The sequence below is a fragment of the Embleya sp. NPDC055664 genome, assembly GCF_053618075.1.
On sequence record NZ_JBSHGZ010000025.1, the window covers coordinates 23,657 to 47,479 of the forward strand.

24 protein-coding genes are annotated in these 23,823 nt (G+C 71.8%); 8 read left to right on the forward strand and 16 right to left on the reverse strand.

Features of this window, described 5'->3' with window-relative positions; translation table 11 throughout:
* Positions 1-7: 7 nt before the first annotated feature.
* On the reverse strand, positions 8-1,609 hold the full coding sequence (locus ACWGR4_RS31800) for a phytoene desaturase family protein (protein ID WP_452131422.1): 1,602 nt from the start codon (positions 1,607-1,609) through the stop codon (positions 8-10).
* A 341-nt stretch (positions 1,610-1,950) separates the two neighbouring features.
* Positions 1,951-3,021, reverse strand: a complete 1,071-nt coding sequence (locus ACWGR4_RS31805; protein ID WP_380010917.1) for an AraC family transcriptional regulator — start codon at positions 3,019-3,021, stop codon at positions 1,951-1,953.
* A 114-nt stretch (positions 3,022-3,135) separates the two neighbouring features.
* Here ACWGR4_RS31805 and ACWGR4_RS31810 point away from each other — a divergent pair, with 114 nt between their 5' ends.
* The 4 genes from ACWGR4_RS31810 to ACWGR4_RS31825 all read left to right on the forward strand — a co-directional run bounded on the left by ACWGR4_RS31810 (position 3,136) and on the right by ACWGR4_RS31825 (position 6,343).
* Positions 3,136-3,924: an SDR family oxidoreductase gene (locus tag ACWGR4_RS31810; protein WP_380010914.1), complete on the forward strand. Its 789-nt coding sequence runs from the start codon at positions 3,136-3,138 to the stop codon at positions 3,922-3,924.
* Between the two features lie 88 nt (positions 3,925-4,012).
* Positions 4,013-5,302, forward strand: coding sequence for a styrene monooxygenase/indole monooxygenase family protein (locus ACWGR4_RS31815; protein WP_452131423.1), 1,290 nt, complete (start codon positions 4,013-4,015; stop codon positions 5,300-5,302).
* Positions 5,299-5,859, forward strand: a complete 561-nt coding sequence (locus tag ACWGR4_RS31820; protein WP_452131424.1) for a flavin reductase family protein — start codon at positions 5,299-5,301, stop codon at positions 5,857-5,859. Before ACWGR4_RS31815 ends, ACWGR4_RS31820 begins: the two co-directional genes overlap by 4 nt.
* Before the next feature lie 160 nt (positions 5,860-6,019).
* A complete protein-coding gene (locus ACWGR4_RS31825; protein ID WP_452131425.1) occupies positions 6,020-6,343 on the forward strand; it encodes an SCO0607 family lipoprotein in 324 nt (107 codons plus the stop codon).
* A gap of 90 nt (positions 6,344-6,433) precedes the next feature.
* Here ACWGR4_RS31825 and ACWGR4_RS31830 read toward each other — a convergent pair whose 3' ends face one another.
* Positions 6,434-7,192, reverse strand: coding sequence for a TetR/AcrR family transcriptional regulator (locus ACWGR4_RS31830; protein WP_452131426.1), 759 nt, complete (start codon positions 7,190-7,192; stop codon positions 6,434-6,436).
* A gap of 90 nt (positions 7,193-7,282) precedes the next feature.
* Between ACWGR4_RS31830 and ACWGR4_RS31835 the strand changes: the two genes are divergently transcribed.
* Together ACWGR4_RS31835 and ACWGR4_RS31840 are read left to right on the forward strand one after the other, a co-directional pair.
* Positions 7,283-8,206 carry an alpha/beta fold hydrolase gene (locus ACWGR4_RS31835; protein ID WP_380010899.1) on the forward strand — a complete coding sequence of 308 codons (924 nt, stop codon included), beginning with the start codon at positions 7,283-7,285 and terminating at the stop codon, positions 8,204-8,206.
* Positions 8,207-8,274: 68 nt separating this feature from the next.
* Positions 8,275-8,955: a phosphotransferase gene (locus ACWGR4_RS31840; protein ID WP_452131427.1), complete on the forward strand. Its 681-nt coding sequence runs from the start codon at positions 8,275-8,277 to the stop codon at positions 8,953-8,955.
* Between the two features lie 86 nt (positions 8,956-9,041).
* On the opposite strand, the gene secD is transcribed toward ACWGR4_RS31840, so the two are convergent.
* The 7 genes from secD to ACWGR4_RS31875 all read right to left on the reverse strand — a co-directional run bounded on the left by secD (position 9,042) and on the right by ACWGR4_RS31875 (position 16,971).
* A complete protein-coding gene (secD, locus tag ACWGR4_RS31845) occupies positions 9,042-11,366 on the reverse strand; it encodes a protein translocase subunit SecD (protein ID WP_452131428.1) in 2,325 nt (774 codons plus the stop codon).
* A 53-nt stretch (positions 11,367-11,419) separates the two neighbouring features.
* Positions 11,420-11,929 (reverse strand): hypothetical protein, encoded by a 510-nt coding sequence (locus ACWGR4_RS31850; protein WP_452131429.1) that lies wholly within the window; start codon positions 11,927-11,929, stop codon positions 11,420-11,422.
* Positions 11,930-12,055: 126 nt separating this feature from the next.
* Positions 12,056-13,303 (reverse strand): low temperature requirement protein A, encoded by a 1,248-nt coding sequence (locus tag ACWGR4_RS31855; protein ID WP_452131430.1) that lies wholly within the window; start codon positions 13,301-13,303, stop codon positions 12,056-12,058.
* A 135-nt stretch (positions 13,304-13,438) separates the two neighbouring features.
* A complete protein-coding gene (locus ACWGR4_RS31860; RefSeq protein ID WP_452131431.1) occupies positions 13,439-13,849 on the reverse strand; it encodes a VOC family protein in 411 nt (136 codons plus the stop codon).
* A 75-nt stretch (positions 13,850-13,924) separates the two neighbouring features.
* Entirely contained in the window at positions 13,925-14,653 is a 729-nt protein-coding gene (locus tag ACWGR4_RS31865) for a helix-turn-helix domain-containing protein (protein WP_452131432.1), read from the reverse strand.
* Between the two features lie 220 nt (positions 14,654-14,873).
* On the reverse strand, positions 14,874-15,551 hold the full coding sequence (locus ACWGR4_RS31870; RefSeq protein WP_380010878.1) for an NADPH-dependent F420 reductase: 678 nt from the start codon (positions 15,549-15,551) through the stop codon (positions 14,874-14,876).
* A gap of 361 nt (positions 15,552-15,912) precedes the next feature.
* On the reverse strand, positions 15,913-16,971 hold the full coding sequence (locus ACWGR4_RS31875; RefSeq protein WP_452132174.1) for a GlxA family transcriptional regulator: 1,059 nt from the start codon (positions 16,969-16,971) through the stop codon (positions 15,913-15,915).
* Positions 16,972-17,088: 117 nt separating this feature from the next.
* Here ACWGR4_RS31875 and ACWGR4_RS31880 point away from each other — a divergent pair, with 117 nt between their 5' ends.
* Positions 17,089-18,027, forward strand: coding sequence for an NADP-dependent oxidoreductase (locus tag ACWGR4_RS31880; protein WP_452132175.1), 939 nt, complete (start codon positions 17,089-17,091; stop codon positions 18,025-18,027).
* Between the two features lie 212 nt (positions 18,028-18,239).
* Here the strand turns inward: ACWGR4_RS31880 and ACWGR4_RS31885 are convergent, their stop codons facing one another.
* Complete coding sequence (locus ACWGR4_RS31885; protein ID WP_452132173.1) at positions 18,240-19,037, reverse strand: SCO6745 family protein; 798 nt, start codon at positions 19,035-19,037, stop codon at positions 18,240-18,242.
* Positions 19,038-19,257: 220 nt separating this feature from the next.
* Entirely contained in the window at positions 19,258-20,175 is a 918-nt protein-coding gene (locus tag ACWGR4_RS31890) for an alcohol dehydrogenase catalytic domain-containing protein (protein ID WP_452132172.1), read from the reverse strand.
* Positions 20,176-20,296: 121 nt separating this feature from the next.
* On the opposite strand from ACWGR4_RS31890, the gene ACWGR4_RS31895 reads away from it, so the two are divergent.
* Complete coding sequence (locus ACWGR4_RS31895; RefSeq protein ID WP_452132171.1) at positions 20,297-20,770, forward strand: winged helix-turn-helix transcriptional regulator; 474 nt, start codon at positions 20,297-20,299, stop codon at positions 20,768-20,770.
* Here ACWGR4_RS31895 and ACWGR4_RS31900 read toward each other — a convergent pair.
* The 4 genes from ACWGR4_RS31900 to ACWGR4_RS31915 all read right to left on the reverse strand — a co-directional run bounded on the left by ACWGR4_RS31900 (position 20,726) and on the right by ACWGR4_RS31915 (position 23,771).
* Positions 20,726-21,553 (reverse strand): YncE family protein, encoded by an 828-nt coding sequence (locus ACWGR4_RS31900; RefSeq protein ID WP_452132170.1) that lies wholly within the window; start codon positions 21,551-21,553, stop codon positions 20,726-20,728. The two genes, ACWGR4_RS31895 and ACWGR4_RS31900, sit on opposite strands and share 45 nt — an antisense overlap.
* Complete coding sequence (locus ACWGR4_RS31905) at positions 21,550-22,194, reverse strand: ankyrin repeat domain-containing protein (RefSeq protein ID WP_452132169.1); 645 nt, start codon at positions 22,192-22,194, stop codon at positions 21,550-21,552. The genes ACWGR4_RS31900 and ACWGR4_RS31905 overlap by 4 nt, the downstream gene beginning before the upstream one ends.
* Positions 22,195-22,396: 202 nt before the next feature.
* On the reverse strand, positions 22,397-22,726 hold the full coding sequence (locus ACWGR4_RS31910) for a hypothetical protein (RefSeq protein WP_380010863.1): 330 nt from the start codon (positions 22,724-22,726) through the stop codon (positions 22,397-22,399).
* Positions 22,727-22,904: 178 nt separating this feature from the next.
* Entirely contained in the window at positions 22,905-23,771 is an 867-nt protein-coding gene (locus tag ACWGR4_RS31915; RefSeq protein WP_452132168.1) for a FadR/GntR family transcriptional regulator, read from the reverse strand.
* Between the last annotated feature and the right edge of the window lie 52 nt (positions 23,772-23,823).

The following is a 23,823-nucleotide window of genomic DNA, read 5'->3' on the forward strand; positions in this document are numbered from 1 at the left end:
TTGCGGCTCAGCGAGTGCCGGTGCGCCGCCGTCCGGTGCGGATGAGTCGTTGCGCCACCAGGTGTCCCGATCCGGCGCCGAGTCCGGGACCGGGGTGGGTGGAGGCGCCGATGTGCCAGAGCCCGGGCACCGAGGTGGCATGCCGGGCGGCGGCGGGCAGCGGGCGCCACAGGAAGTTCTGGTCGAGTTCGGCGGAGCCGCCGTACGGGTCGCCGGCCACGGCGTTCGGGTTGGCCGAGGCCAGGTCGGTCGGGGTGACGGCGTCCCACGCGAGGACACGCTTCGACAGGCCGGGGGCGTGGCGGGCGATGCGGGCCAGGACCCGGCGTACGTACCCGTGGGTCAGCTCCTTGGTCCAGCCGCCGCCGGTGTCCAGCTCTCCCGCAGCGTCGCCCCCTGGGACGTACGGCAGTTCCTGGAGTTGCAGCCACAGCGCGGCGGCCCCCTCGGGCACGCGTGAGGGGTCGAGCACGTGTTGTTGGCCGACGACCACGGTGGGCCGGCGGGGCAGCAGACCTGCCTCGGCCTCCGCGCAGGCGATCGCGGTACTCGCCGAGCCGTCGCTCAGGTGCAGCAGCGGTACGCCCGCCAGGCGCTCGTCCCGCCAGTCGAGCGGGGCCGACAACGCGACATGGATCTGCATCGCGGCGCGTCCGTACCGGTAGCGCCGGGCCTGCTCGCGGACCGTCGCCGGTACCGGGGCCGACGCGGGCAGCAGGTCCCCGTACAGCGCGGTCGGGGTGACCGAGGCGAGCACCGCGTGGCGAGCCGTGATGGTCTCGCCGCCGCAGACCACCCCGCCGATCCTGCCGTCGGTCACGAGCAGTTGCTCCACCGGCGTGCCGGTGCGCACGTCCACGCCGCGTTCGGCGAGCAGCGCCTCGAAGGCGTGGACGAAGTTCCCCGCCCCGCCCGCGACCACCGGCAAACCGAAGCCGTGCATCGTGGCGGACAGGATCGGCACCATCAGGCCGCCCTGGGCGTGGTCCGGCGACAACCCGGCGTGCAACAGCCAGGGAACCCACAGCAGATCCGCCTCGTCGCCGCGGAACTCGCTTCGGCAGTAGGAGCGTCCGCTGGTGACGGTGGCGCGCAGCCACGCCTCGGTGCCGGTCAACCGCTCCCGGCGCACCATGCGCAGCGCGGGCCGCAGGGCGCGGGGCGAGCGTGGCTCGCCGCCCATGAGGGCGCCGATGTCCTCGGCGCTGTCGAGGAATCGCCGCACCATGGCGAGGTACGCGGCGCGATCCTCGGCGTGGGCGAACGCCCGCGCGGTGGTGTCGGCGTCGCGGTGACCCAGGACCACGCGGCCGTCGTCGGTGACGGTGCCGGTGACGTAGTCCTCGGTGTTGCGGTACTCCAGACCGTGGCGGTGCAGGTCCGCGCCGAGCGTGGCGTAGGCCCCGCCCGACACGAACAGCGGATGCCACGAGGAGTAGGTGTCGTGCAGGTAGCCGGGCAGGGTCCGTTGCTCGGTGGCGATGAACCCGCCCAGGCGCCGGTTGCCCTCGACCAGCACCACCGACCAGCCCGCATCCGCCAATTCGGCCGCCGCGACCAGACCGTTCACACCGGATCCGACGACCACCGCGTCGACGGTCTGTGCCATGGATACTCCTCGGGGTCGGGGTGCGCGGCGGTTGATCGGCGGAATGAATGGAACCGATCATTCGGCCCGCTCATTCGTTCGGGATCGTTTTTCTCGCGGCCGGTCTCGGCGTCTCGTGGGTGATCTTCGGGTTTCCCGGACGGTCACGGGGTTGCCAAGAAATTACGGGTAGTCGAAATGCCGCACCGTCCGCGGAACGCGGGTGGCCATCCACATTCCGCCGGGTACATGCCCGGTACCCGGGGTCGGGACACGCGCGGGGACTCGGGTGCGGGCTCGGGTGCGTGGCTCCCATGCGCGGTTCACGTGTGCGGCTCAGGCGCCCGGCTCAGGCGCCCGGCTCAGGCGCGCAGCGTCTGCGAGGGGTGTTCGCCGAACTGCTCCCGGTAGGCGATCGCGAAGCGCCCCGGGTGGAAGAAGCCCCAGCGGTAGGCGACATCGGTGACCGTCGTCGTGCCCGGCTCGGCCGCGGTCAGATCGGCGCGGACCCGGTCGAGCCGCACCGTGCGCAGATACGACACGGGCGTGGTCTCCAGGTGCCGGCGGAAGCCGTCCTGCAGGGCCCGTACGCTCACCCCCACCGCCTCCGCCACGTCCTCCACGGTCAGCGGTTCGGCGGCGTGGCACTCGATCAGCTCCATCGCCCGGCGGACCGCGGGCGGTGCGACCCGGGGCTGCCGGCCGTGCAGCGCGGCGCTGAAGTTGTGCGGCTGGGTGAGCAGGAACTGGGTGATCAGCAGATCGGCGAGCCGGCCGAGGATCAACGGCTGGTCGAGCATGCCGCCGGGGTTGTCCGCCTCGCGCCGGAGCAGGTCGACCACGCCGAGCCAGGAACGCGCGGCGGGGGTGGTGAGGTCCATGCCGAGGTCGAAGCGCACGGGCGTCCGGGGCCGGCGGCCGAGCAGTCGGCCCAGGTGGTGCTCCAGCGCGATCCGGTCGATCCAGACGATCAGCTGCGGGTTGCCCGCGCCCCAGTGCATGGCCAGGGGGTCGGTCGGCGCCGGTACGGAGGCCCGCTGCGGAGTCGAGGCGATCCGGGCCCGGCCGCAGGTGATCTCCGCGGCCCCGGCGAGCGGTATCTGGATCAGGTAGAAGGCCTCCAGCGCACCCGGGGTGATCATCACCTCCGTGCCGTAGTCGAGGTAGAACAGGCCGGTCTCGCCGAACGCCACGCCGTGCATGCGCGCGTCGAGGCGCGCGGCGCGCCCGATCAGCCGCAGGTCGTGGGCGCAGAAGGCGCGCCCGACGTGCGAACGCGCCACGTCCACGTCGGAGGTATGGAACCGCTCGTGCGCACCGAGGGGGAGTGGCGCGTCGGACGGGATCCGGACGTCGGGTGAGAGGCGTGCGTCGTGGGCGAGCGACGCGCCGGGCGAGAGCCGTGCGTCGAGCGGGAGTTGAGCGTCGACCATCCCGACCTCCAGCCGAGAGCGCGATCCGGACAGGGAGCAGCGTGTTGCGGACGGCAGGCCCAGGGCCCCGCACCTATTTTTTCGACAACTCCCGGCAAGGACACAGGAGACAGCATGAGTGGATTGTCGGTCAAGACCGCGCTCATTACCGGCGGGTCGACGATTATCGGGAAAGCGGTCGTTCGCGCATTCCGTGCGACGGGCGCGAATGTCGTCGTCGCGGATATCGACGAGGACGGCGGCCGTGAATTGACGGACGAAATGGACGCCGGTGTTCTGTTCCTGCGCACCGACATCACCGACGACGCGCAGGTCGCCGACTGCGTCGCCCGCGCGGTCGACGCGTTCGGCCGGTTGGACGTGCTGGTGAACCTGGCCTGTTCGTACGTCGACGACGGCTTCGCCTCGACCCGCGACCAGTGGCACACGGCCCTCGACGTGAACGTGGCGAGTGCGGCGCTGCTGGCCCGGGCCGTACATCCGCATCTGCTCGCGCAGGGCGGCGGGGCCATCGTCAACTTCACCTCCATCTCCGGGCGGGTCGCCCAGCCCGGGCGGTGGCTCTATCCGGTGAGCAAGGCCGCCCTGATGCAGCTGACCCGCAATATGGCGGTGGACCTGGCCGGCGACAACATCCGGGTCAACTCGGTGAGTCCCGGTTGGACCTGGTCGAAGGTCATGGACACGCTCACCGACGGCGACCGGGCCAAGACGGACCGCGTCGCCGCGCCCTTCCACCCTCTCGGCCGCGTCGGCGACCCGGAGGAGGTCGCCCGTGTGGTCGTCTTCCTCTGCTCCGACGAGGCGTCCTTCGTCACCGGCGCCGACTGGGCCGTCGACGGCGGCTACTCGGCCATCGGCCCGGAAGGTCTCGTTCCCGCGATCGCGAAACTCGCCGAGTGAGTACGCAGTGACGAGGCAGAGTGAACAGGCAGTGATCAAGCAGTGATCAGCCAGTAATCAGGACCCTCAGGACCGGAGGAACACGCCCATGCGCGACATCACCATCATCGGGGCCGGACAGGCCGGCCTCCAGCTCGGCATCGGACTGCTGACGCACGGCTACCGGGTGACCCTGGTGACCGACCGCACCGCGGAGCAGATCCGCGACGGTCGCATCATGTCCAGCCAGTGCATGTTCGGTACCGCGCTCGCCCACGAACACAACCTGGGCCTGAACCTGTGGGACCGGGACTGTCCCCCCGTCGAGGGCATCTCGTTCGTCGTACCGGACGGTCGCGGCGGCACCGCGATCTCCTGGGCCTCACGGCTGGACGCCGCGGCCCGCTCGGTCGACCAGCGGGTCAAGATGCCGGCCTGGCTGGCGGAATTCGAGCGGCGCGGCGGCCGGATCGAACTGCGCGAGGCGGATGTGACCGATCTGGAGTCCTACGCCCGCGAGTCCGACCTGGTGATCGTCGCCGCGGGCAAGGGCAGGATCGCCGGCCTGTTCGAACGGGACGCCCAGCGCTCGACGTTCGACCGGCCGCAGCGCGCCCTGGCGCTCACGTACGTCACCGGGATGACCCCCAGGGACGAGTACTCCGCGGTCGCCTTCAACCTGATTCCCGGAGTCGGCGAATACTTCACCTTCCCGGCGCTGACCACCACCGGACCGTGCGACATCATGGTCTTCGAGGGTGTTCCCGGCGGCCCGCTCGACTGCTGGGCGGACGTCGCCTCGACCGAGGAGCACGTCGAGCGCTCCCTGCGGATCCTGCGTACCCACCTGCCCTGGGAGGCCGAGCGCTGCGCCGACGTCGCGCCGACCGACGCCAACGGTGTGCTCGCCGGCCGCTTCCCGCCCACGGTGCGCAAGCCCGTCGGGCAACTGCCCTCCGGCGCCCTCGTTTTGGGGATGGCCGACGTCGTGGTGCTCAACGACCCGATCACCGGGCAGGGTTCCAACAACGCGAGCAAGTGCGCGGCCTCGTACCTGGCGAGCATCCTGGAGCACGGCGAGCGACCCTTCGACGGCGCCTTCCTGCAGGGGACGTTCGAACGGTACTGGGACTACGCGCAGTACGTCGCGGCGTGGACCAACGCCATGCTGGGCGCGCCGCCCGAGCACGTGCTCGAACTCCTGGGCGCGGCGGGCGGCGATTCCCGGATCGCCCACCGTTTCGCCAACGGCTTCGACGATCCGCGTGACTTCTTCCACTGGTTCATGGACCCGGACGCGGCCCGGGTCTACCTCGACGCCGCCGCGGTGTCGGCGGGCACGGCGCAGGCGGTTCGGGCGGGCGGCGAGCAGGCGGCGACCGTGGGGAGCAGCGCGTGACGGGCGTGGCCGTCGTCGGCGGGGGTGGGCAGGGCGGCCCGGGGCGGACCGGGGCCGGGCAGGCCGACGCGCGGCCGCCCGGGAATCCGCTGCGCCGGGCCTTCGGGCAGTACGCGACCGGCGTCACCGTGGTCACCGCCCGGGGCGCGGACGGCCGGCGGGTGGCGATGACGGCGAACTCCTTCACCTCGGTGTCCCTGGACCCGCCCCTGGTGCTGTGGTGTCCCGGTGCGAACGCGCCGAGCCTGCCCCACTTCAGGTCGGCCACGCACTTCGCGGTTCACGTGCTGGCCGCCGACCAGCACCAGCTCTCCAGCCGGTTCGCCACCCCGGCCGAGGACAAGTTCGCGGACACCCCCACCACCGACGGCATCGCCGGAACTCCATTGCTGGAAGGGGTCGTTGCCCGATTTCAGTGCCGGACGGTGCAGTTCGTCGACGCCGGCGACCACGTCGTCATGATCGGCGAGGTCGAACACTACGAGGCGCCCGGCGGGGAACCCCTGGTCTTCCACTCCGGCCGCTACCATCTGGCCACGAAACACCCGGATGTGTGAACGACCGGAACACCCCCGGGCGACCGGCCCGCACCACGCCGTCCCGGTGGTTCGAAGCCCAACTGCCCGATTTTTACCGCGATTCGAGTATGCGTAACCACGTCGGGGGCAGACCTTCGCGACACGATGATTCGACCGACGGGGAGGAGAGGTCCCGATCGTGCGCAGGCTCCCGGCGGGACACCCGGGTCGACTCCTCGCTGTCGCGCTCGCCGCAATCCTCGCCGGCTCGTCGACCGCCGGCTGCGACGCCTTCCAGGAGCACGTCTGCGGTGGCGGGGAGTACCCGGTCAAGCAGATCGGCAGCGCCACGGGCAGACAATGTGTGCCCGACGACCGGGATCCGCCGCCGGGCACCGTGCGCTATCCGGCCGGCAAGGTGCCGCGAACCGTGGGCGACAAGTGGGACAAACGCTGGAGCAGAACCACCTTCGACGCCAACGGCAACCCGGTCGCCGAGGACCCGACCCTGCCCCCACCCTGACGCGCCCTGACGGGCCGGCCGGTACGTCCGGACGACCACCACGATGCACCGAGTGCCGATCCGGCCCCTGTCGACGACGACCGCAGCGCATCAGTCGGCGCCGGCCGGCTCCGGCTCCGTGAGGTCGGGTGCCGGGGTCGTCGCGATGTCGTCGGGGCTCAGGAGTCCGATCAGCAGGCGGGTGATGATGCGGTCGAAGAGCGCGTCCGTCGACTCCTCCTCCGGGGGCTGTCCGGCCAGGGCGGCGGCGAGGTGCGGGTGTCGGCCCGCCATGGCGACCCGGGTGAGGTATTCCGCCTGGGCCTGTTGCCACTGGGGGATGGTCTGTCCGGCGAGATGTCGGGTCACCTCGGCGCGGGTCAGGGCGGCGATGACGGTGTTGAGGATCGCAATGGCTTCCAGCTTGGTACGGGGGGCCACGTCGAGGTCGGTGAGCACGGTGAGGGCGTGTTCCAGGTAGGTGACCGCGTGCGGTCCGACCGGTGTTCTGGTGGCGGTGGCGTCGAGCAGCCACGGGTGCGCGAGGTGGACGCTCCTGCTCTGCCGGGCGAGGGCGAGCAGGTCGTCGAGCCAGAGTCCGGAGCCGAGTTCGGTGTAGGAGATCTCGCCGTTGACCCGGTCGATCATCAGCTCGAGCAGTTCGTCACGGGTGGCCACATAGCGGTAGAGGGACGCCGGTCCGGCCCCGAGGGCGTCCGCCACCGCGCGCATGGTGACGGCGGGCAGGCCGTTCGTGTCGGCGAGGGCCACGCCGGCGGCGGCGATGCGATCGCGGTCGAACGTCGGTACGGGGCCGCGGGTGGCGCGCTCGGGGCGCAGCCAGATGCTGTGGGCGGCCGGCTCGGTCATGACCCCTCCTGTTCTGCGAACGACGTATGCAGTACCTTAGGGCACACCTGGACTGCGAACATCGATCGCAGTAGATGAAAGGGAGTCGACATGCCCTCTAGCCGGCCGCAACAGGACTGGACCCCGACCCGGTATGCGCACAACGGCGACGTGCAGGTGGCCTTCGATCGGCTGGAGGGCTCCGAGGGCGAACCGCTGCTGCTCGTCATGGGCCTGGCCACCGCCCGTTTCTGGTGGCCGCTCGGACTGTGTCGGGCATTGGCCGACGCCGGGTTCGCGGTGGCCCGCTACGACCAGCGCGACGCCGGCGAGTCGACCCGGATGCCCGACACCGCCACCACCAACCCGTTCAAGGCCCTGTTCGGCAAGCGCGGCGACGCCTACACCTCGGAGGACATGACCGACGACGCCATCGCCGTGATGGACGAACTCGGCTGGGAACGCGCCCACGTCTTCGGCCACTCCCTGGGCGGAGTGATCGCGCAGCGCATCGCGCTGCGCCACCCCGACCGGGTGCTCAGCGTCACCTCGTCGGCCGCCCTCCCCAGCGACGTCTCGGGGCTGCGCGTACTGCGCTACCTGCGTTTCGGGCTGCTCGCCAGGCTCGCCCGCGCGAAGTTCCCCGAGGGTCGCGAGGGAGACATCGAGGCCGCCCTCACCGTCTGGCGCGAAATCGCCTCACCGGCCTACCCGTTCGACGAGGCCGCGGCACGTGCGTGGGTCGAGGCCGAGGTGGACAGCGGCCCGCGCGACACCAAGGCGCAGAGCCGCCAGATCGGCGCCCAGTGGCACGGAGCCAAGCTCGCGGAACTGCGCCGACCCACACTGGTCCTGCACGGGGAGCAGGACCCGATCCTGCGCGTTGCCGCGGGCCGTGCCACCGCCAAGGCCGTCGACGGCGCCCGCCTGGTGACCTATCCGGGCGTCGGCCACGATCTCCCCGCCGCTCTGTGGCCCGAAATCGCGAACCAGGTCGGCGACTTGGCTGCCACGGCCCCAGGTACCCGGAGGTGAGGGTGATGGCGGCCGTCCGGGCGCCGAAGCCTTGCGCGCGCTTCGGCGTACGACAGTACAGTCGCGCTGTGACCGACCTCGTGATGGTGGCGACCGGCCGTGATGCCGATGTCTTCGCTCTCGACGCGCAGCGCGTCCTGCGCCGGTATCGGGACGGAGGCGACGTGGCCGCCGAGGCCTCGATGATGGCCCACGTGGGCGGGTTGGGATTTCCGGTACCACGGGTCTACTCGGCCGAGGGCGGCGATCTGGTCCTCGAACGACTCACCGGTCCGACCATGTTGCAGGCGCTGGGCAGCGGGGAGATCACCACGTCGGCGGCGGCGGAACAGCTGGCCGACCTGCTCGCCCGCCTCCACGCGCTGCCGCCACGAATCCCGGGCAGGCCGAGGGAGCATCCGGTGCACCTGGATCTGCACCCGGCGAACATCATGCTCGAAGCGCGCGGGCCGGTGGTGATCGACTGGCGCAACTCCCGAGAGGGCCGGCCCGAGTTCGACGTCGCCGTATCCGCGCTGATCCTTGCCCAGGTCGCGGTCGACCCCGCCTGGACGGAGGCCGCGCTCGCCGCCGAGTTCCTCACCGCGTTCCTGGCCACCGTCGGCGCCGTGCCTCCCGACGCGTTGGACCACGCCGTACGCTTCCGCCGCGCCGACCCCAACCTGACCACCCGCGAGATCGCCCTGCTGGGCGAGGCGGTCGCGTTGCTCGGCCGGCGGCTCGACACGCGTCGTCGACCGGGCGGTTGATCGCTGCTCGAAGCCGCCATGTGGAGCGCACCGTCACGGCAGGCTGCGCCGGGGGCGGGCCTGCCGCGGCGGGGCGGTCGGTGAGGTCAGATACGGGCGCCGTTGTCGTGTGGGGTGCGGCCGGGGCGGGGGACGCGCCCGCCGTGGGGGTCGGGGGAGGGTTGGGGGCGGGGCGTGCGTGGTGGCGCGGGTGTCGTGCGTGACTCCAGTGCGACTGCCGCGGGTGTGGCGACGGTTACCGTGGAGACCGTACCGGCGACCACGCCGATCAGCAGCGCCAGTGCGAAGTCGGCCAGTGAGTCGCCGCCCAACACCGCCAGTGCGATCAGGACGAACAACGCGCCCGAACCGGTGTTGACGGTGCGCGGCAGGGTCTGGAACACCGCCGTGTCGGCGATCCGGGCGAGCGAGCGCTCACCCGGTGCGCGGCGCAGTTCGCGGATCCGGTCGAAGACGACGACGGAGTCGTTGACCGAGTAGCCGATCACGGTGAGCAGCGCGGCGAGGAACACCGCGTCGACGGTACGTCCCAGCCACGCGAAGGCGCCCACCACGATCAGCACGTCGTGCGCCATCGCGACGACCGCGGCCACCCCGAAGGTCCAGCGGAACCGCACCGCGAGGTATGCCATCTGGGCGGCGAGAGCCACCCCGAGGGCGATCGTGGCCTTGAGCCGCAGCTCCTTCCCCAGGCTCGGCCCGATGAACTCGTCGCGCACCTTCTCCGCGCCGTGGCCGAGTTCGACGACCGTCGCGGTGATCCGCGCCTCCTCGGCGTCGGTCGGCTTGCCCGTACGTACCGTGAGTTCGTGATCGCCCGACGCCTGTACGACGGCCTTGGGGAATCCGGCGTCGGCGAGTGCCGCCCGCGCCCGGTCCGGATCGACCGCCTGCGTGGTCGCGTACTCGACGAGCCGGCCCCCGGTGAACTCCACGCCGAAGTCGACGCCCCGTACCGCCACGCCGGACACCGCCAGGCCCAGCGCGAGCACGCCGGATACGGCCATCATGCGTCGGCGATGCCGCATGAGGTTCGGATCGCGCCGGCCCAGCCACTCGCGCACCCGGCCCGCGTGCGCGATGCCGCTGATTCGGGGCCGGCGCCGGACCGCCGCGCGCGTCACGGCGAACTCGGCCAGGACCCGGGTGACCACCAGCGCGCTGACCATCGACGCGAGCACGCCGATGCCCAGCGTCACCCCGAATCCGCGCACCGGGCCGTCGGCCAGCAAGAACAGCAGGCCGGCGGCGATCAGGGTGGTGACGTTGGAGTCGGCGACGGCGCCGAACGCGTTGCGAAAACCTCGGGTCAGCGACGGACGCAGGGCCGGTGCGGTTCGCGCGAGGTATTCCTCCCGGGCCCGTTCGAACACCAGCACATTGGCGTCGACCGCCATCCCGACGGCCAGTACGAACCCGGCGAGTCCCGGCAGGGTGAGGGTGGCGCCGACGCCGACCAGGGCGGCGTACGCGATCAGCCCGTAGCCGACCAGGGCAAGCGCGGCGAGGACGCCGAGCAGGCGGTACACGCACGCGATGAACAGCGCGGTCAGCGCGGCGCCGACGATCGCGGCCCACATCGCGGCCTCGATGGCCCGTTCGCCCAGCGTGGGCCCCACGGCGCGGTGTTCGACGGTCTCGACCGGTACCGGCAGCGCGCCGCCGTTGATCAACAGCGCCAGTTCGCGCGCCGCACGTTTGTCGAAGTCGCCGGTGATACGGGTGGATCCGCCGAGGATGCCGGTGCCGCAGCGTACCGACTGCTCGACCTGGGGCGAGGAGACGACCCTGCCGTCCAGGGCGATCGCCACGCGCCGCGCGGGGCTTCCCGACGGTGCGCACGCGGCGTCCGCGGTGAGTGCGGCCCAGGCCCGTTCGCCCCGACCGCGCAGGTCGAGCGTGACGTGCCAGCCACCGGCCGGATCCAGCAGCGCCCGGGCGCGGTCGACGTCGGCTCCGGTCATCCGGGACGCGTCCAGTTTCAGCATTCGGCCCGACTCGTCGGGCAACACCCGGCGTCCCTCGGCGTCGGCCGCGGTCGGGGCGCCGGTCGGGTCGACGACGTCGAGAACGGGATGGAAGGTGAGTTGTGCGGTACGGCCGAGTACCTCGGCGGCGCGGCGCGGGTCCTGCACGCCTGGGAGTTCGACGATGATGCGTCGCTCGCCCGAGCGGACCAGGGTGGGTTCGGAGACGCCGAGCGCGTCGACGCGACGACGCAGCACCTCCAGGGTTCGATCGGTGGCGTCGCGGTCGGCTTTCGCGGTGGGCGAGTCCCGGGTCTCCAGCACGATCTCGGTACCGCCGCGCAGGTCGAGGCCCAGGCGCGGTGGCATGGTGGCGGCGATGTAGGTGGACATGGCGAGGATGGCGAGGGCGAACAACGCCCGCACCTTGGTGGCACGTGGCAAGGATGGTCTCCACGGATACACCGCGGCCGGTGGTCGGCGCGCGGCGATCGGACTCAGGGAAGGTCTGGAGCCCGGGGAGACGGTGGAGCGCGGCCCGGCGGGAGCGCGAAACGGCGTGGCGAAGGATCGGCGTCGGCGCCGAGCGCGGAGGTTCGATGCCCCGGGGGCGGCGGCAGCGCGCCGGCGCGGCCGGTGAGCGCCGCGTCGTGGGGGTGGTGGAGGTGGTGCCGCTCGTCGTGGAGGTCGCGGGCCGCGAGCGGTGCCGGCGGACCACGGCGCACGTCGCGGGTCGCCTCGTCGGCGACGTCGCGTACGTGCCCCGGGTCGGCGGCGGTGTGCGCGGAGACGGAGGTGGAGGTGCGGTCGGGCGGGCCGTCGGCCGCGTGGGCGGATGCGGGGGCGGCCAACGCGCCGAGCAGGGCGAGGGCGACGGCGAGCAACGCCCCGAGCCACCCATCGCGCCGGAAGCGCGCGGTGCGGACGCGGGCATGTGCGCCGCGGCGCCGGTGGGTACCGGGGGAGCCGACGCGGGGAGGACGTACGGCGACGTGTCGCCGGGTCATCGCGCCCTCCTCGGTCTGCGCCGTTCCCACGCCGACGTGGGCACGATCCGGTTCATGGGCGCAACGCCCGGCCCGCTGTTCGGAGTTCCCGGACGCACTTCCCGGGCCGCGGTTTCCCGGGCGCGGTTACCCGGGCCGAACCGACGTCACGGAACCGGTGTGTACGTCGAGCGGACCCGCCGGGTGCCGCCGGCGATGGTGGGTTTCCAGCGTGCCGTACGCGATCAGAATCGCGGCGATGGCGGCGATCTGGGCCAGGGCCGAGCCGAAGCGGCCGATCGGGATGGTGGCGAGCAGGGTCAGCACGGCGCCGATCCGGTAGCCGTTCGGGGTGATCCCGAAGGTCCGACGGATGACGACGACCGAGGCCAGAAAGAGCGCGAGTCCGCCCACCAGCGTGCCCGCATGCGCGGTATCGAGGTGGTCCGACGGATGCGCCATCGCGCCCTTGACGCCGGCCGCGAACAGCAGCATGCCGAGCAGCAGTCCGTAGTGCACGTACCCGTGGATGTTGAGCGCGCGCAGATTGCGGGCCCTGGGCTCCATGCGTTCCAGGACCGCGACGACGGCGTGCTCGTCGTCCTCGGCGCCGAAGTACGCCCACCAGATGGCGAAGCACACCGTCAGGGTCGATGCCGCCGTCGCGATCAGGGTCGCGTTCAGCGCGAGGCCCTGCGCGCCGACGCCGATCGCGATCACCGACTCGCCGAGCGCGACGATCACCACCAGACCGTGCCGTTCCACGAAGTGCGGGACGCTCAACCGGAAGCCGTCGTTGCCGGCGACGTAGGGCGTGATGATCTGCACGACCAGCGCAGCGGCCCATGCCGCGAGTTGCGCATTGGTGTCGAGGAAGCCGCCGAGCACGATCAAGGCGGTACTGGACATGTTGAACGGGGCGATCCGGATGAACGCCTGCCGGGTGCCGCCGGAGGCGAGGAACATCGCGAAGTGCACGCCGGACAACATCAGGTACCCGAATCCGAACGCCTCCCCGGTCCCGTCGAAGGCGTGCGGAACGGCCAACGCGACCACGAGGAAGCCCGCCATCCCGACCATCAGGAGCGTCTGGCGCAGGGGCGTGGTCGGCGGCACGGTGTTGGTCAGCCACACGTAGCCGCTGTACATCCACCAGATGAGCGCGAGCATGAGCACCACCCGGGTGATCCCGGTCGGGTTCAACTCGTGCGCGATCGCGGCGGTCAGCTGGGTCACCGTGAACACGAAGACCAGGTCGAAGAACAGCTCCAGGGTGGACACCCGCACGGTGGACTCCACCGGGGCGGCCGGTGTCGCGGGCGGTGCGGGCATCGCGGGCATCGCCGGCGTTGCGGAAGCCGCGAGCGGCGCGGGCTCGGGGAGGGGGAGGGTCACGGCGACATTATGGGGACGCGGGCGAAGGCACGTGCCCTCGGGGCTGGGAACGCCGCGGTTGGCGTTGCATCGGCCACTGTGTGGGGCGGGCGAGCGCATGCACCTCCGTCCGGTCCACTCCGGGGCGAGGTGTGGTCAGTTCGCGTGGATGTCGTCGAGGGCGGGCTCTCCGGTGACGATCCACAGATGGTCGAACGGGTCACGGATGCGACCCGAACGTTTCCCGTACGGCCGGTTCTCGATGGCCACGACCACCTCGGCCCCGTGGGCGGTCATGCGTTCGCCGACCTCGTCCGGGTTGTCGACCTCGATCTCCAGCAGGACCGGCGAGCCGCCCAGATCACGTGGTGATACCCACCCCCATGCCGCAACGGCGGGGGAGACCCGGAACGACCACCCGCCGAGGCGGAGTTCCACCACGGTGGGGCGGCCGTCGTCGCCCGGCGCACGAAACACTTCCTCGGCGCCGAGGACTTCGCGGTAGAAGGCCGACGCACGGTCGGGGTCGGACACGATCAGGCGAGGGAGGATTCGGGTCTGTGTCATGTACCGATCATGAGGCGGGGCGGCGGCCGAGTCTTGAACATTTGGGATCGGCCGCGGTCTCCGGCCCGGCGGAAGTCAACCGGATGCGGTCGCCTCGCCGGAGGACCGGTGGCGGGCGGACGGTTTCCTCGCGGACGGGCCTTCGGCGCGCAGCCACTGGGTGGGTGTGTACCCGGCCATGGCCCGCCACTCCCGGGAGAGATGCGCCTGATCGGCAAACCCCGACGCGGCGGCCACGTCCGCCAGACCGGCCCCTGCGGTGCCGACGGCCGCGAGCCGGCGGCGGACGGTTTCGAAGCGGACCAGACGCTGGTACTCCTTCGGCGTCACCCCGCACTCGGCACGAACCCTGGTGCTCAGGTGCCGCCTGGAACATCCGAGTCGGCGAGCGGCCTCGTCCACCCGGGCGGTGCGGGCCAGGGCTGTGAGCATGGCCCGCAATTCGCGGGCGTTGTCGCGCGCACCGTGCCGGGCCAGGCCGGCCAGCAGGGACCGTTCGACCAGCGCGCGACGTTGCGGCCAGGTCCGGCAGGCCGCCAGCCGCTCCGGGAGATCCGCGAGCGCGGGCACGATGTCGGCAAGGTCGACCACGTGTCCGGCCAGGGCGGACGCAGGCAGCCCCAGCAACGCCCTGGCACCCAGCGGATCGAGCGTGACGAACACACCACGGGTGCAGCCTCGCTGTCGCAACTCGGCCGCATCCAAGTGCAGGCCGGCCACCACCGCGCGGTGGCGGCTGCGCGAGCCCGAACGCGCGACCCACCCGACCTCGAGAAAGTCGTCCTCGGGAATGGTGATCGACACGGTGGACGAAGGCAGCCCACGATGAACGCCCCCCGAGCCCGCCCCGAGATCGTACGCATCCAACGTCGCCACAAACGCCCCCGGGGAGGCCCCTTGCCCGATCACCAACCCAGTCTCCCACGGGGCGACCGGGTTTCGGCGTGACCGGGGGCGTCGGGCCGGGTGGGCCCGGCGCCCCCGGCGACGGTGGTGGTCGGTTACCCGTTGCGCCTGACCCGGGTCATGCGTGGGTCGAGGCCGGGTCGGCGGTGGGGGCGATGGCGACCGCGATGTTGAAGTCGACCGGGCCCAGGACCCCGTACAGGCGTAGCCACAGAGGCATCAGGAGTTCCGTCGCGCGGGCACTGGACAGGTCGCCGAGGTCGATGATCTGGGCGGGGGTCCAGCCGAAGGAGCCCAGCAGGGTCGCCACTTCGGCCTTGGCGGCCTCGTCGTCGCCGCTGAGGAATACGTTGTGGTGGCCGGGTACGAGACCGGGCTCGACCATGACCGTGTTGTTCATCGTGTTGAGGGTCTTGACGACCCGGGTTTCGGGGAACGCCTTTTGCAGGTGCTCGGCGAGGCTGCCGCCGTCCGGGGTGAAGACCTTGGGCGGGAACCCCTCGGAGAAGTCAAGTGCGTTGGATACGTCGACGAGGATCTTGCCGCGCAGATTGTCGGCCCCCGCCGCCTCCAGCACGGCCTCCGACACCAGGCCGCCGGTCGCGTTCACCACGAGTTCGCCGGCGCCGGCCGCGTCGGCGAAGGTGCCGTGTGCGCCGCCGTTGTCCGCCGCCCACTGCCTGGCCTCGGCGTTGTCCGCCGTCCTGGAGCCGAGCGTGACCTGATGACCCAGTGACGCGAGCTTGCCGGCGAGCCGTCGTCCGACCTCGCCCGTGCCCAGTACGCCGATCCTCATGTGCTGTTCCCTCTCATACCAAAACGCCGAGCAACCACGGCAGCAGACGGTGCGGTGGTCGGCCGGTTTCGTTCGACCGATTGATCCATGCGACCGTAGATCGCGACCGCCCGGGGCGGAAGTACGCACTATTCGGTACCTCGACCGGCCGGATCCCGCACCCCGCCCACCGATGTCGTATGAGCCACTCCCCGCTTCGAGGCCCCGGCCACACACCCGGCCCCTGCTCATCTCGTCCACGTGCTCGTCAGGGTGAATCCCACCAGCGCACGGAGGCGTCGGTCGGCGTCTCAGGGCCGGAGGGCCGCCGCTTCGGTGACTCCCTCGGAGGACCGGAGCGGCGCCGCTGCAGGGGGAGGGGTCAGGTTCGGAAGGTTCGGCGGTATGTGCCTGGGGAGACGCCGATTGCGGTGTGTAGGTGTTGGCGTAGGGAGACGTCGGTGCCGAAGCCGGCGCGTTCGGCGATGCGGGATACCGGTAGGTCGCTGGTTTCCAGCAACTCTCGGGCCAGGTCCACGCGTTGCCGGGTGAGCCATTGGCCGGGGCTTTGGCCCACCTCGGCTCGGAAGCGGCGGGTGAAGGTGCGGCGGCTCATGCCCGCGTGTCGGGCGAGGTCTTCCAGCGACAGCGGTTCGTGCAGCCGTTCCAGGGCCCAGGCCCGGGTGGCGGATGTGCCGGTGTCGGCGGTCGGGGGTACGGGGCGTTCGACGTATTGCGCCTGGCCGCCCTCGCGCTGTGGTGGCACCACGCAGCGGCGCGCGACCAGGTTGGCGACCGCGCTGCCGTGGTCGACCCGGATCAGATGCATGAGCAGGTCGATCCCGGAGGCCGCGCCCGCCGAGGTCAGGACCCGGCCGGCGTCCACGTAGAGCACGTCGGAGGTCACGCTGACCTGCGGATACAGGTGGCCCAGGCGCTCCGCGTGCCGCCAGTGCGTGGTTGCCGGGTGGCCGTCGAGCAGGCCCGCGGCGGCCAGTACGTAGGTGGCGATGCAGATCGAGACGATGCGGGCGTCGGGCGGGATCAGGCGCAGCGCACGGGCCAGTGGCGCGGGTATCGCGGCGCCGTCGACGATCTCCGCGAATCGTTCGGACGCCGGGATGACCACCGTGCCCGCGGTCGCGAGCACCGCGGCGTCGTGTTCGACGGTGATCGCGAAGTCCGCCGCGGTGCGCACGGGGCGCCCGTCGATCGAGCAGGTCACGACGTCGTACAGCGGCCGGTTCGCGGCATCCGTCGCGGCGCCGAACAGGCGCGCGGCGAGACTCAGCTCGAACGGGATCACGCCGTCGACGGCCAGCACCACGACGCGGTGTGGAACCGGCGCGGACTCGTCCGAGACCGGCGCGGGGATGCACGAGAACGGCTCGGAGTCCGACCCGAGCGCAACGGAAGTGGGCGATGCACCGACGATGGCCATGGCCCGATCATTGCACATGATGACCTTCGGGCCACTGTTTTGCCTGGTCGCATTGCGGACATGCTGGGTCCCATGACAAGCACGGATGCCACCACCGCACAGGAAGCAAAGAGCACCATGAAGGCGATGAGCCAGGACGTGTACGGCGGGCCCGACGTCGTTCACGAGATCGAATCCCCCCGGCCGGTGCCGGGCCCCTCCGAGATCCTGGTGCGGGTACACGCGGCCGGCATGAACCCGACGGACTGGAAGCACCGCCGATTCGCCGGCTTCCTGGGCCGGCTTCCGCTGGTGCTGGGCTGGGACGTCTCGGGCACCGTCGAGGCGATCGGCATCGGGGTGACGCTGCACGAGCCGGGCGACGAGGTGTTCGGCATGCTGCCGTACCCGTCCGGAGCCGGGGCCTTCGCCGAGTACGTCGTGGCCCCCGCGCGGGCGATGGCCGCCAAGCCGAAAAGCCTCGACCACACGCAGGCCGCGGCCGTGCCGCTGGCCGCGCTCACCGCGTGGCAGGCCCTCGTCGACACCGCCGGGGTGCGGCCCGGTCAGCGGGTGCTGGTGCACGCGGCCGCCGGCGGGGTGGGCCATTTCGCGGTACAGATCGCCAAGGCGCGCGGCGCCCACGTCATCGGGACGGCGAGCGCCGCCAAGCACGACGTGGTCCGCTCGCTCGGCGCCGACGAGATGATCGACTACCGGACCCGGGACTTCACCACGATCGAACCCGTCGACATCGTGTTGGACGCCCTCGGCGGCGACACCGCCGCGCGGTCGCTGAGCGTACTCGCGCCGGGCGGACAACTCGTGTCGATCGCCCTGACCCAACTGCCCGACGACCTGGCCGACCGGGCGACACGCGCCGCGGCGGGTGTCCGGGTACGGCCGATGCTCGTCGAAGCCGACCAGGAAGGGATGCGCGCGATCGCCGCCATGATCGACGCCGGATCGCTGCGCCCCGTCGTGGAGGCCGTGTTCCCCCTCGCCGAGGCCGCCAAGGGCCACATGCTGGGCGACACGGGACGGGTGACCGGCAAGGTCGTCCTGACCGTGCCGTAGCACCGATCAGGCCGCCGGATCGCCCGCCCCGACCACTGCGAGCGATCCGGCCCGCGCCGCGGCCGAGGCGGCGGACGCCGAGTACAAGCCGCTGCAACTGCGCGTGGCGGCCGAGTGCGGGCTGAGTGTCCCGCGTACGTTGATCACGAACAACCCCGCCGCGGCACGGGCGTTCGCGATCGAGGTCGCGGGCCCGGTGATGTACAAGCCGTTTACCCGGTCCGGGGCGTCGTGGATGGCGCGTCGGTGGCGGTGTACGCGAGCACCGTCGACCCCGACGAGCCGGACGCTTCCGCGATCGCCGCCACCGCGCACTTGTTGATCTGTAGGCCCCGATCGAACGGGCCCACCGCCTGTGGCGAAGTACCGGGCCGACGAGCTACGGCCTTCGATGGAGGTGTCCCTTTCGGCAGGTGGTGGACGCGCCCGAACGACTCCGGCGGATGGATGCCCTGCGCCGCCGCGTCCAGCAAGTGGGCTTCCGTACCGCCGATGCGCGCGCCGACGAGCGAGGCGATGTGCCCGTCGCAACGGTGCTCGCGCAGCATGGTCGCGGAATGCCACAGCCGGGCGACCGGGTCGCTCGGCACCGCAAGGGCGCGCATCCCGGCGTACATCACCCGACCTCCCACGGGCGCGCTCGTCGCGGCCTTCGTGGCCAGGTCGGCGGCGCGCACCAGGCCCGGGGAGTCGGCCATTTCGTCGCCGAGGATGCGCCGTACGGATGCCGCGCTGCCCCGCTCGCGCGCGGCCAGGGACGCCTCGGGCGGGATCGTCTCCCATGCGCTCGGGATGTGCCGCGCGGCCTCCCCCTCGGCGAAGCTGTAGAAGGCCGCGTGCACGACCTCCGCCGGCACCCGCCCCAACGGCGCGGCGCGGCTCGCGAAGTAGCCGTCCCAGTAGGTGCGGTGGCCGAGCGCGGCCAACTCCTCGTTGCACTCGTCGGCGAAGAAGGTGACCAGGCAGATCGGCTCCAGGAGCTCGAACATGCGACGGGCGATGTGGGTCATGGCCCACATCATGCCCGCGATCACCCCGCACGGAGCGGAACGCGCCGCCGAATCGGCTCCCGGGAGCGGCATGGGTTGCCCCGACCGGCCAAGGAGGGCAGGCGCGTTGGAGGTGTGACACGACGACGGAGTCGTATTCGCCGATGTCGTGGCCGGCCAAGGCCAAGGGTCGGCCGGCGCCGGTGATCGCGGGCGGGTGGTGCGCTCGGCGCCGGGCCGGTCAGGGGCGGATGACGTAGCGGCCCCGGAGGCCGCTCTCGGCCGTGGCCCGGTGTGCCTCGGCGGCCCGGTCCAGCGGGACGACGGCGTGGACGCGGGTCGGGAGTTCGCCGGCGGCGGCGCGGGTGAGGAGGTCGGCGAGACGGGTGGGGTCGGAGGCGGTGAACACGGAGGCGACCGAGATTCCGCGCTCGGTGGCGGGTTCGAGGCCGGGCCGCAGGCCGACGTACGCGCCGCCGTCGCGGACCAACGCGAGGGCCTGGTCGTTGAGTTGCGCCGGGTCGACGACCGCGTCCCATTCCGGCTCGGCGTGTGTGGTGAAGTCGGCGCCGAGGCCGCGGACGAACTCCTCGTCGCCGGTACGGGCGAGCCCGGTCACCTGCCAACCGCGTTCCCGGGCGAGGACCGCGACGTTCGCCCCGACCGCCCCTGCCGCGCCGGTCACCAGCAGGCGGCCGGCGCCGGCGGGCGCGTCGCCGAGCAGGTCGACGGCATGCGCGGCGGCCGACCCGTTGAGGGGGACCGTGGCCGCGGCGACCAGGTCCAGTTCGTCGGGGACCCGGGCAACGTCGGCCGCCGCGACCACGATCTGCTCGGCGTAGGTGCCGTAGTCGCGGTCGAAGCCGACCACCAGGCCGGCCACCCGGGTGCCGACGGCCAGGTCCACCCCCGACCCGACCGCGTCCACGACGCCGGCGAACTCCCAGCCCAGTCCGGTGTGTTCGGGCTGCTTGACCAGTCCGATCGTGTGGAAGAAGCCGGCCGCGACACCGAGGTCGGTGGGGTTGACCGTCGCCGCGGCGACGGCGACGCGGACGTGGCCGGGACCGGGCTCGGCGACGGGCACGTCGATGATCTCGATCGAGTCGGGCCCGTTCGGGACGCGGACGACGGCGGTGCGGAAAGTGGCGGCATTCATGGCGTTGTTCCCTTGCGGAGGGGTGATCGTTTACGAGCTCCATGCTGGTTTCGTTAACCTCTTGGCGGAAGCAGGCACTCGAAAGTGCCTATGCCCCCCTCGGGTGAGGAAGGTGCGATCGATGTCGACCCGGACGGCGGCCCAGCGACGGGCCGAGGAGAAGGCGAGCTACAACGCGTTCATGGCGGGCTGCCCCAGCCGCCAACTGCTCGACCGGATCTCCGACAAGTGGGTCGCGTTGATCCTCGCGGCGCTCGGCAGCGACGGCCCGCACCGTCCCGGGGTCGACCACGGAGACGGCCCTCGGTCGATGCGCTTCTCCGAACTGTCCCGCCGACTCGCGGGCGCCAGCCAGAAGATGCTCACCCAGACCCTGCGCTCCCTGGAGGTCGACGGGTTGGTCACGCGTACGGTCACACCCACGGTGCCGGTCACCGTCACCTACGAACTGACCGACCTCGGCTTGTCCCTGAACCGCGTCATGGTCGACCTCAAGCACTGGGCCGAAGCGCACATGGGCGACGTACTGGCCCACCGAGCGGCTCGGGCGTCACGGGAGCACGGCGATGGCGAGCGGGAGTCGGCCCACGGGTAGGCGTGTGGTGGTGCCGGTGGTGGTGTCGACCAGGGTGAGGCCATTCCACCCGCCGTCGCGCGTGAAGCCGCCAAAGACGTAGGCCGTGCGGCCGTCGGGCGAGAGGGTGACGCTCTCGTGGGGCCCGTCGAGGGGGACGACGTGTTCGGCTCCGTCGGGGGCGCGGATGGTGAGCGACGGGCCGGCGTCGACGTCGGAGTCGATCGGCCCGGTGGCGGAGACGTCGACGTCGAAGGGGCGGCGGCCGACCGGAACGACCCGGGTGACGGCGCGGGTTGCGCTGTCGACGACTTCCAGCGCGCCGTCGTCGCCGGGCACGTTGACGCCGACGTGGATCCGGGGGCCGTCGGGGGAGAGGGCGATGCCCATGCCGCCGCCCCGGTACTCGCCGGTGCCGACGCGGCCGGTCCGGGTCGTGTAGGGGATCCGCGTTGCGAGTGCGCGGGTGCGGGTGTCGACGACGGCGACGCCCTCGGCGGTGGCCACCCATGCGATGCCGTCGGGGACGACCACGAGCCCGTACGGCGCGGTGCCGACCCGGACCGAGCCGAGGTCGGCGGCGCGGCCGGTGCGGGAGGGGTCGACGAAGGTGACGGTGTCGGCGCCGAAGTCGGTGACGAGCAGGGTCGTCGCGGGCGAACCCGGAGCGGCCGGGGCCGAGGCGGCGGAGGTCGCGGCAGGTGCCGGAGCCCGGGCGGGCGTGGATCCACCACAGCCGGCGAGCAGGACGGCGGCCGGCACGGCGAGTACGCCGGCCCGAGCGGCGCGGTCCCGGGCGGTCACGCCCCGTCCCGGCGCGAGTCGTCGATGCGTTGCTCCGCGGCCCGCAGAGCGGCGGCGATCTCCCGAAAGCCGCGACGCTCGGCATGGGCCCGGGCGGTGACGCCGTCGCCGTCCGGCAGCAGCGGATCGGCGCCGTGGGCGAGCAGGACGTCCACCACCTCACGATGGGCCGGCCCACCGTCGCCGAGGATGACGGCCTCCAGCAGGGCGGTCCAGCCGAGGTCGTTGACATGGTCGACGTCGATGGCGGTCTCGGCGAGCACGGCGCGGACGTATCCGACGTGCCCACGCTCGGCGGCCGGAATCACCGACACCCCGCCGAACCGGTTCCGAAGCGTGACGTCCGGCCCGCCCACCAGCAGCGCGCGCATCATCGCCACGCTGCCGGTGACCCCCGTGACCAGCCACGGGCTGTCCAGTCGATCGTCGCGGGCATCGACGTCCGCCCCGGCCTCGACCAACACCTCGGCAACGGCCACGTGATCGGCGAGGGCGGCGCACAACAGCGCCGTGTGACCGCGGTCGTCCCGCGCCGCCGGATCGGCGCCCGCGGCGAGCGCGGCACGCACACCGTCGAGATCACCGCGGCCGGCGGCATCCGACAGGGCGTGGTCGGCCGGGGACAGGGGACGTTCGGTCATGACGGGCTCCTCCACGGGGCAGCATGGCGTCTCCCATCCTGCGCCCGTCCCCCCGACCCGCCGTCGGCGCCTCGGCCGATCCCCCGACGACGGTCGGTCGACACCGAAGTCATCCGATCGGCCGACGCGCCCTCTCACACCGTCGGGTCACGCCGATACCCACCACCCACGGGTACGGCGCTCCCCGACGATCCAACGGCAATCACGGCGGAAACTCGGTGAACTTCACACTGTGATACTCGGGCAATGTGCCGTTGGTGCCGGGGTTGAAGAATCCGAAGATCCCGCCGGTGCAGTTGTTCGCGAAGTACACATTGGCCACTCGGTCGGTTTGGTTGGAGATCGGGCCTCCGCCGTTTCCCAGGGGAATGCACACGTCGTTCACGGGATTGGTCAGGATGCGCTCGATGTCTCCGGGTTGTTGCCGGTAGAAGAAGTTGCCGGTGGCCGCGTGAGCGGTCCCCGGTGGTACGGCCAGAGCGAGCAGGGCCGCAGCGGCGGGCGCATAAAACGTGATGGCATGCAGGCGCATGACAAAACCTCCGGTGAGGAATGGGCTCAAAGTCGGTCGACAATGGACTCATGTCCTACCCAATAGGGCGAAATCGAACACCCGGCCGGCAAAGTTCCACCAAACCGAAACTCGTCAAGCCAATGGCGCCCGGTCTCGAGGTCGGCCGGTAAGTCCGAATCCGTGGCGGAGGACGGGCTCAGGGCCGCCGGCGCGAGGTCGAACTCCCCTCGGGGGGCGCCGCATACGCGGGAGTGGTGTCGTGGGTGGTGTTGTGTTCGTGGATGAGCCGAAGGGCCTCGTCGCGGTCGCGTCGGTCCAGGGCGTCCACCAGGTCGCGGTGCAGTGCGTGGCGGTCGGCGATGTACTCGCCCAGGGGTTGATCGCCGGTCGGCAGTACCGACAGGGTGTGTGTCTCGATCAGTTCCAATAGGTGCGTGTACAGCGAACCGAGCAAGGCATTCGGGCTGATCGCGGCGATCGCGGCGTGCAGGCGCCAGTTGGCGTGTACGAACGCGACCGGGTCGGCGTCGCCCACGGCGCTCTCCATGGCGGTGATGTGCGGGCGCAGTGCGGCGATCTCGGCGGGGGAGGCGTACCAGAGTGCGTCCTCGACGAGCAGCGGGTCCAGTGCGTTACGGATGCGCACCGCCTCGGCGACGTCGTTCTGCTGCGCGTCGAGTGCCAGGACCGAGTTGCCGAGACGGACCATGGGAGACTGCTCGGCGCTGAAGAGCCCCCCGCCCGGGCCGGGTTTCACATTGACCAGACCCCGGGCCTGGAGGAGCCGCAGGGCCTCGTTGAAGGTGCCCACGGACACCTCGCAGAGAGTGCGCAGTTCCTCCTTCGTGCCGAGCCGGGAACCGGGGGGCGCGGTCTCGATCAACTCCGTGACCTGCTGCGCCGCTCGTTCGGCGCGCCCCGAGCCCGCCGGTCGGGGAGATCTCCCGGTGTTTCGAGCGCCCGCCGAGCCGCCGCCCGGGCGCGGGCCGGCCGCGGTGGGGCTGTCACGAGAGGCGGCTCCCGGCCTCCTGGTCGGCGCGAGGCTGTCCGGATCGACTGGCACGTCCACTCCCTCTGTATCGGACCGCTGTATTCACCATGTTCATTCTGCCTCA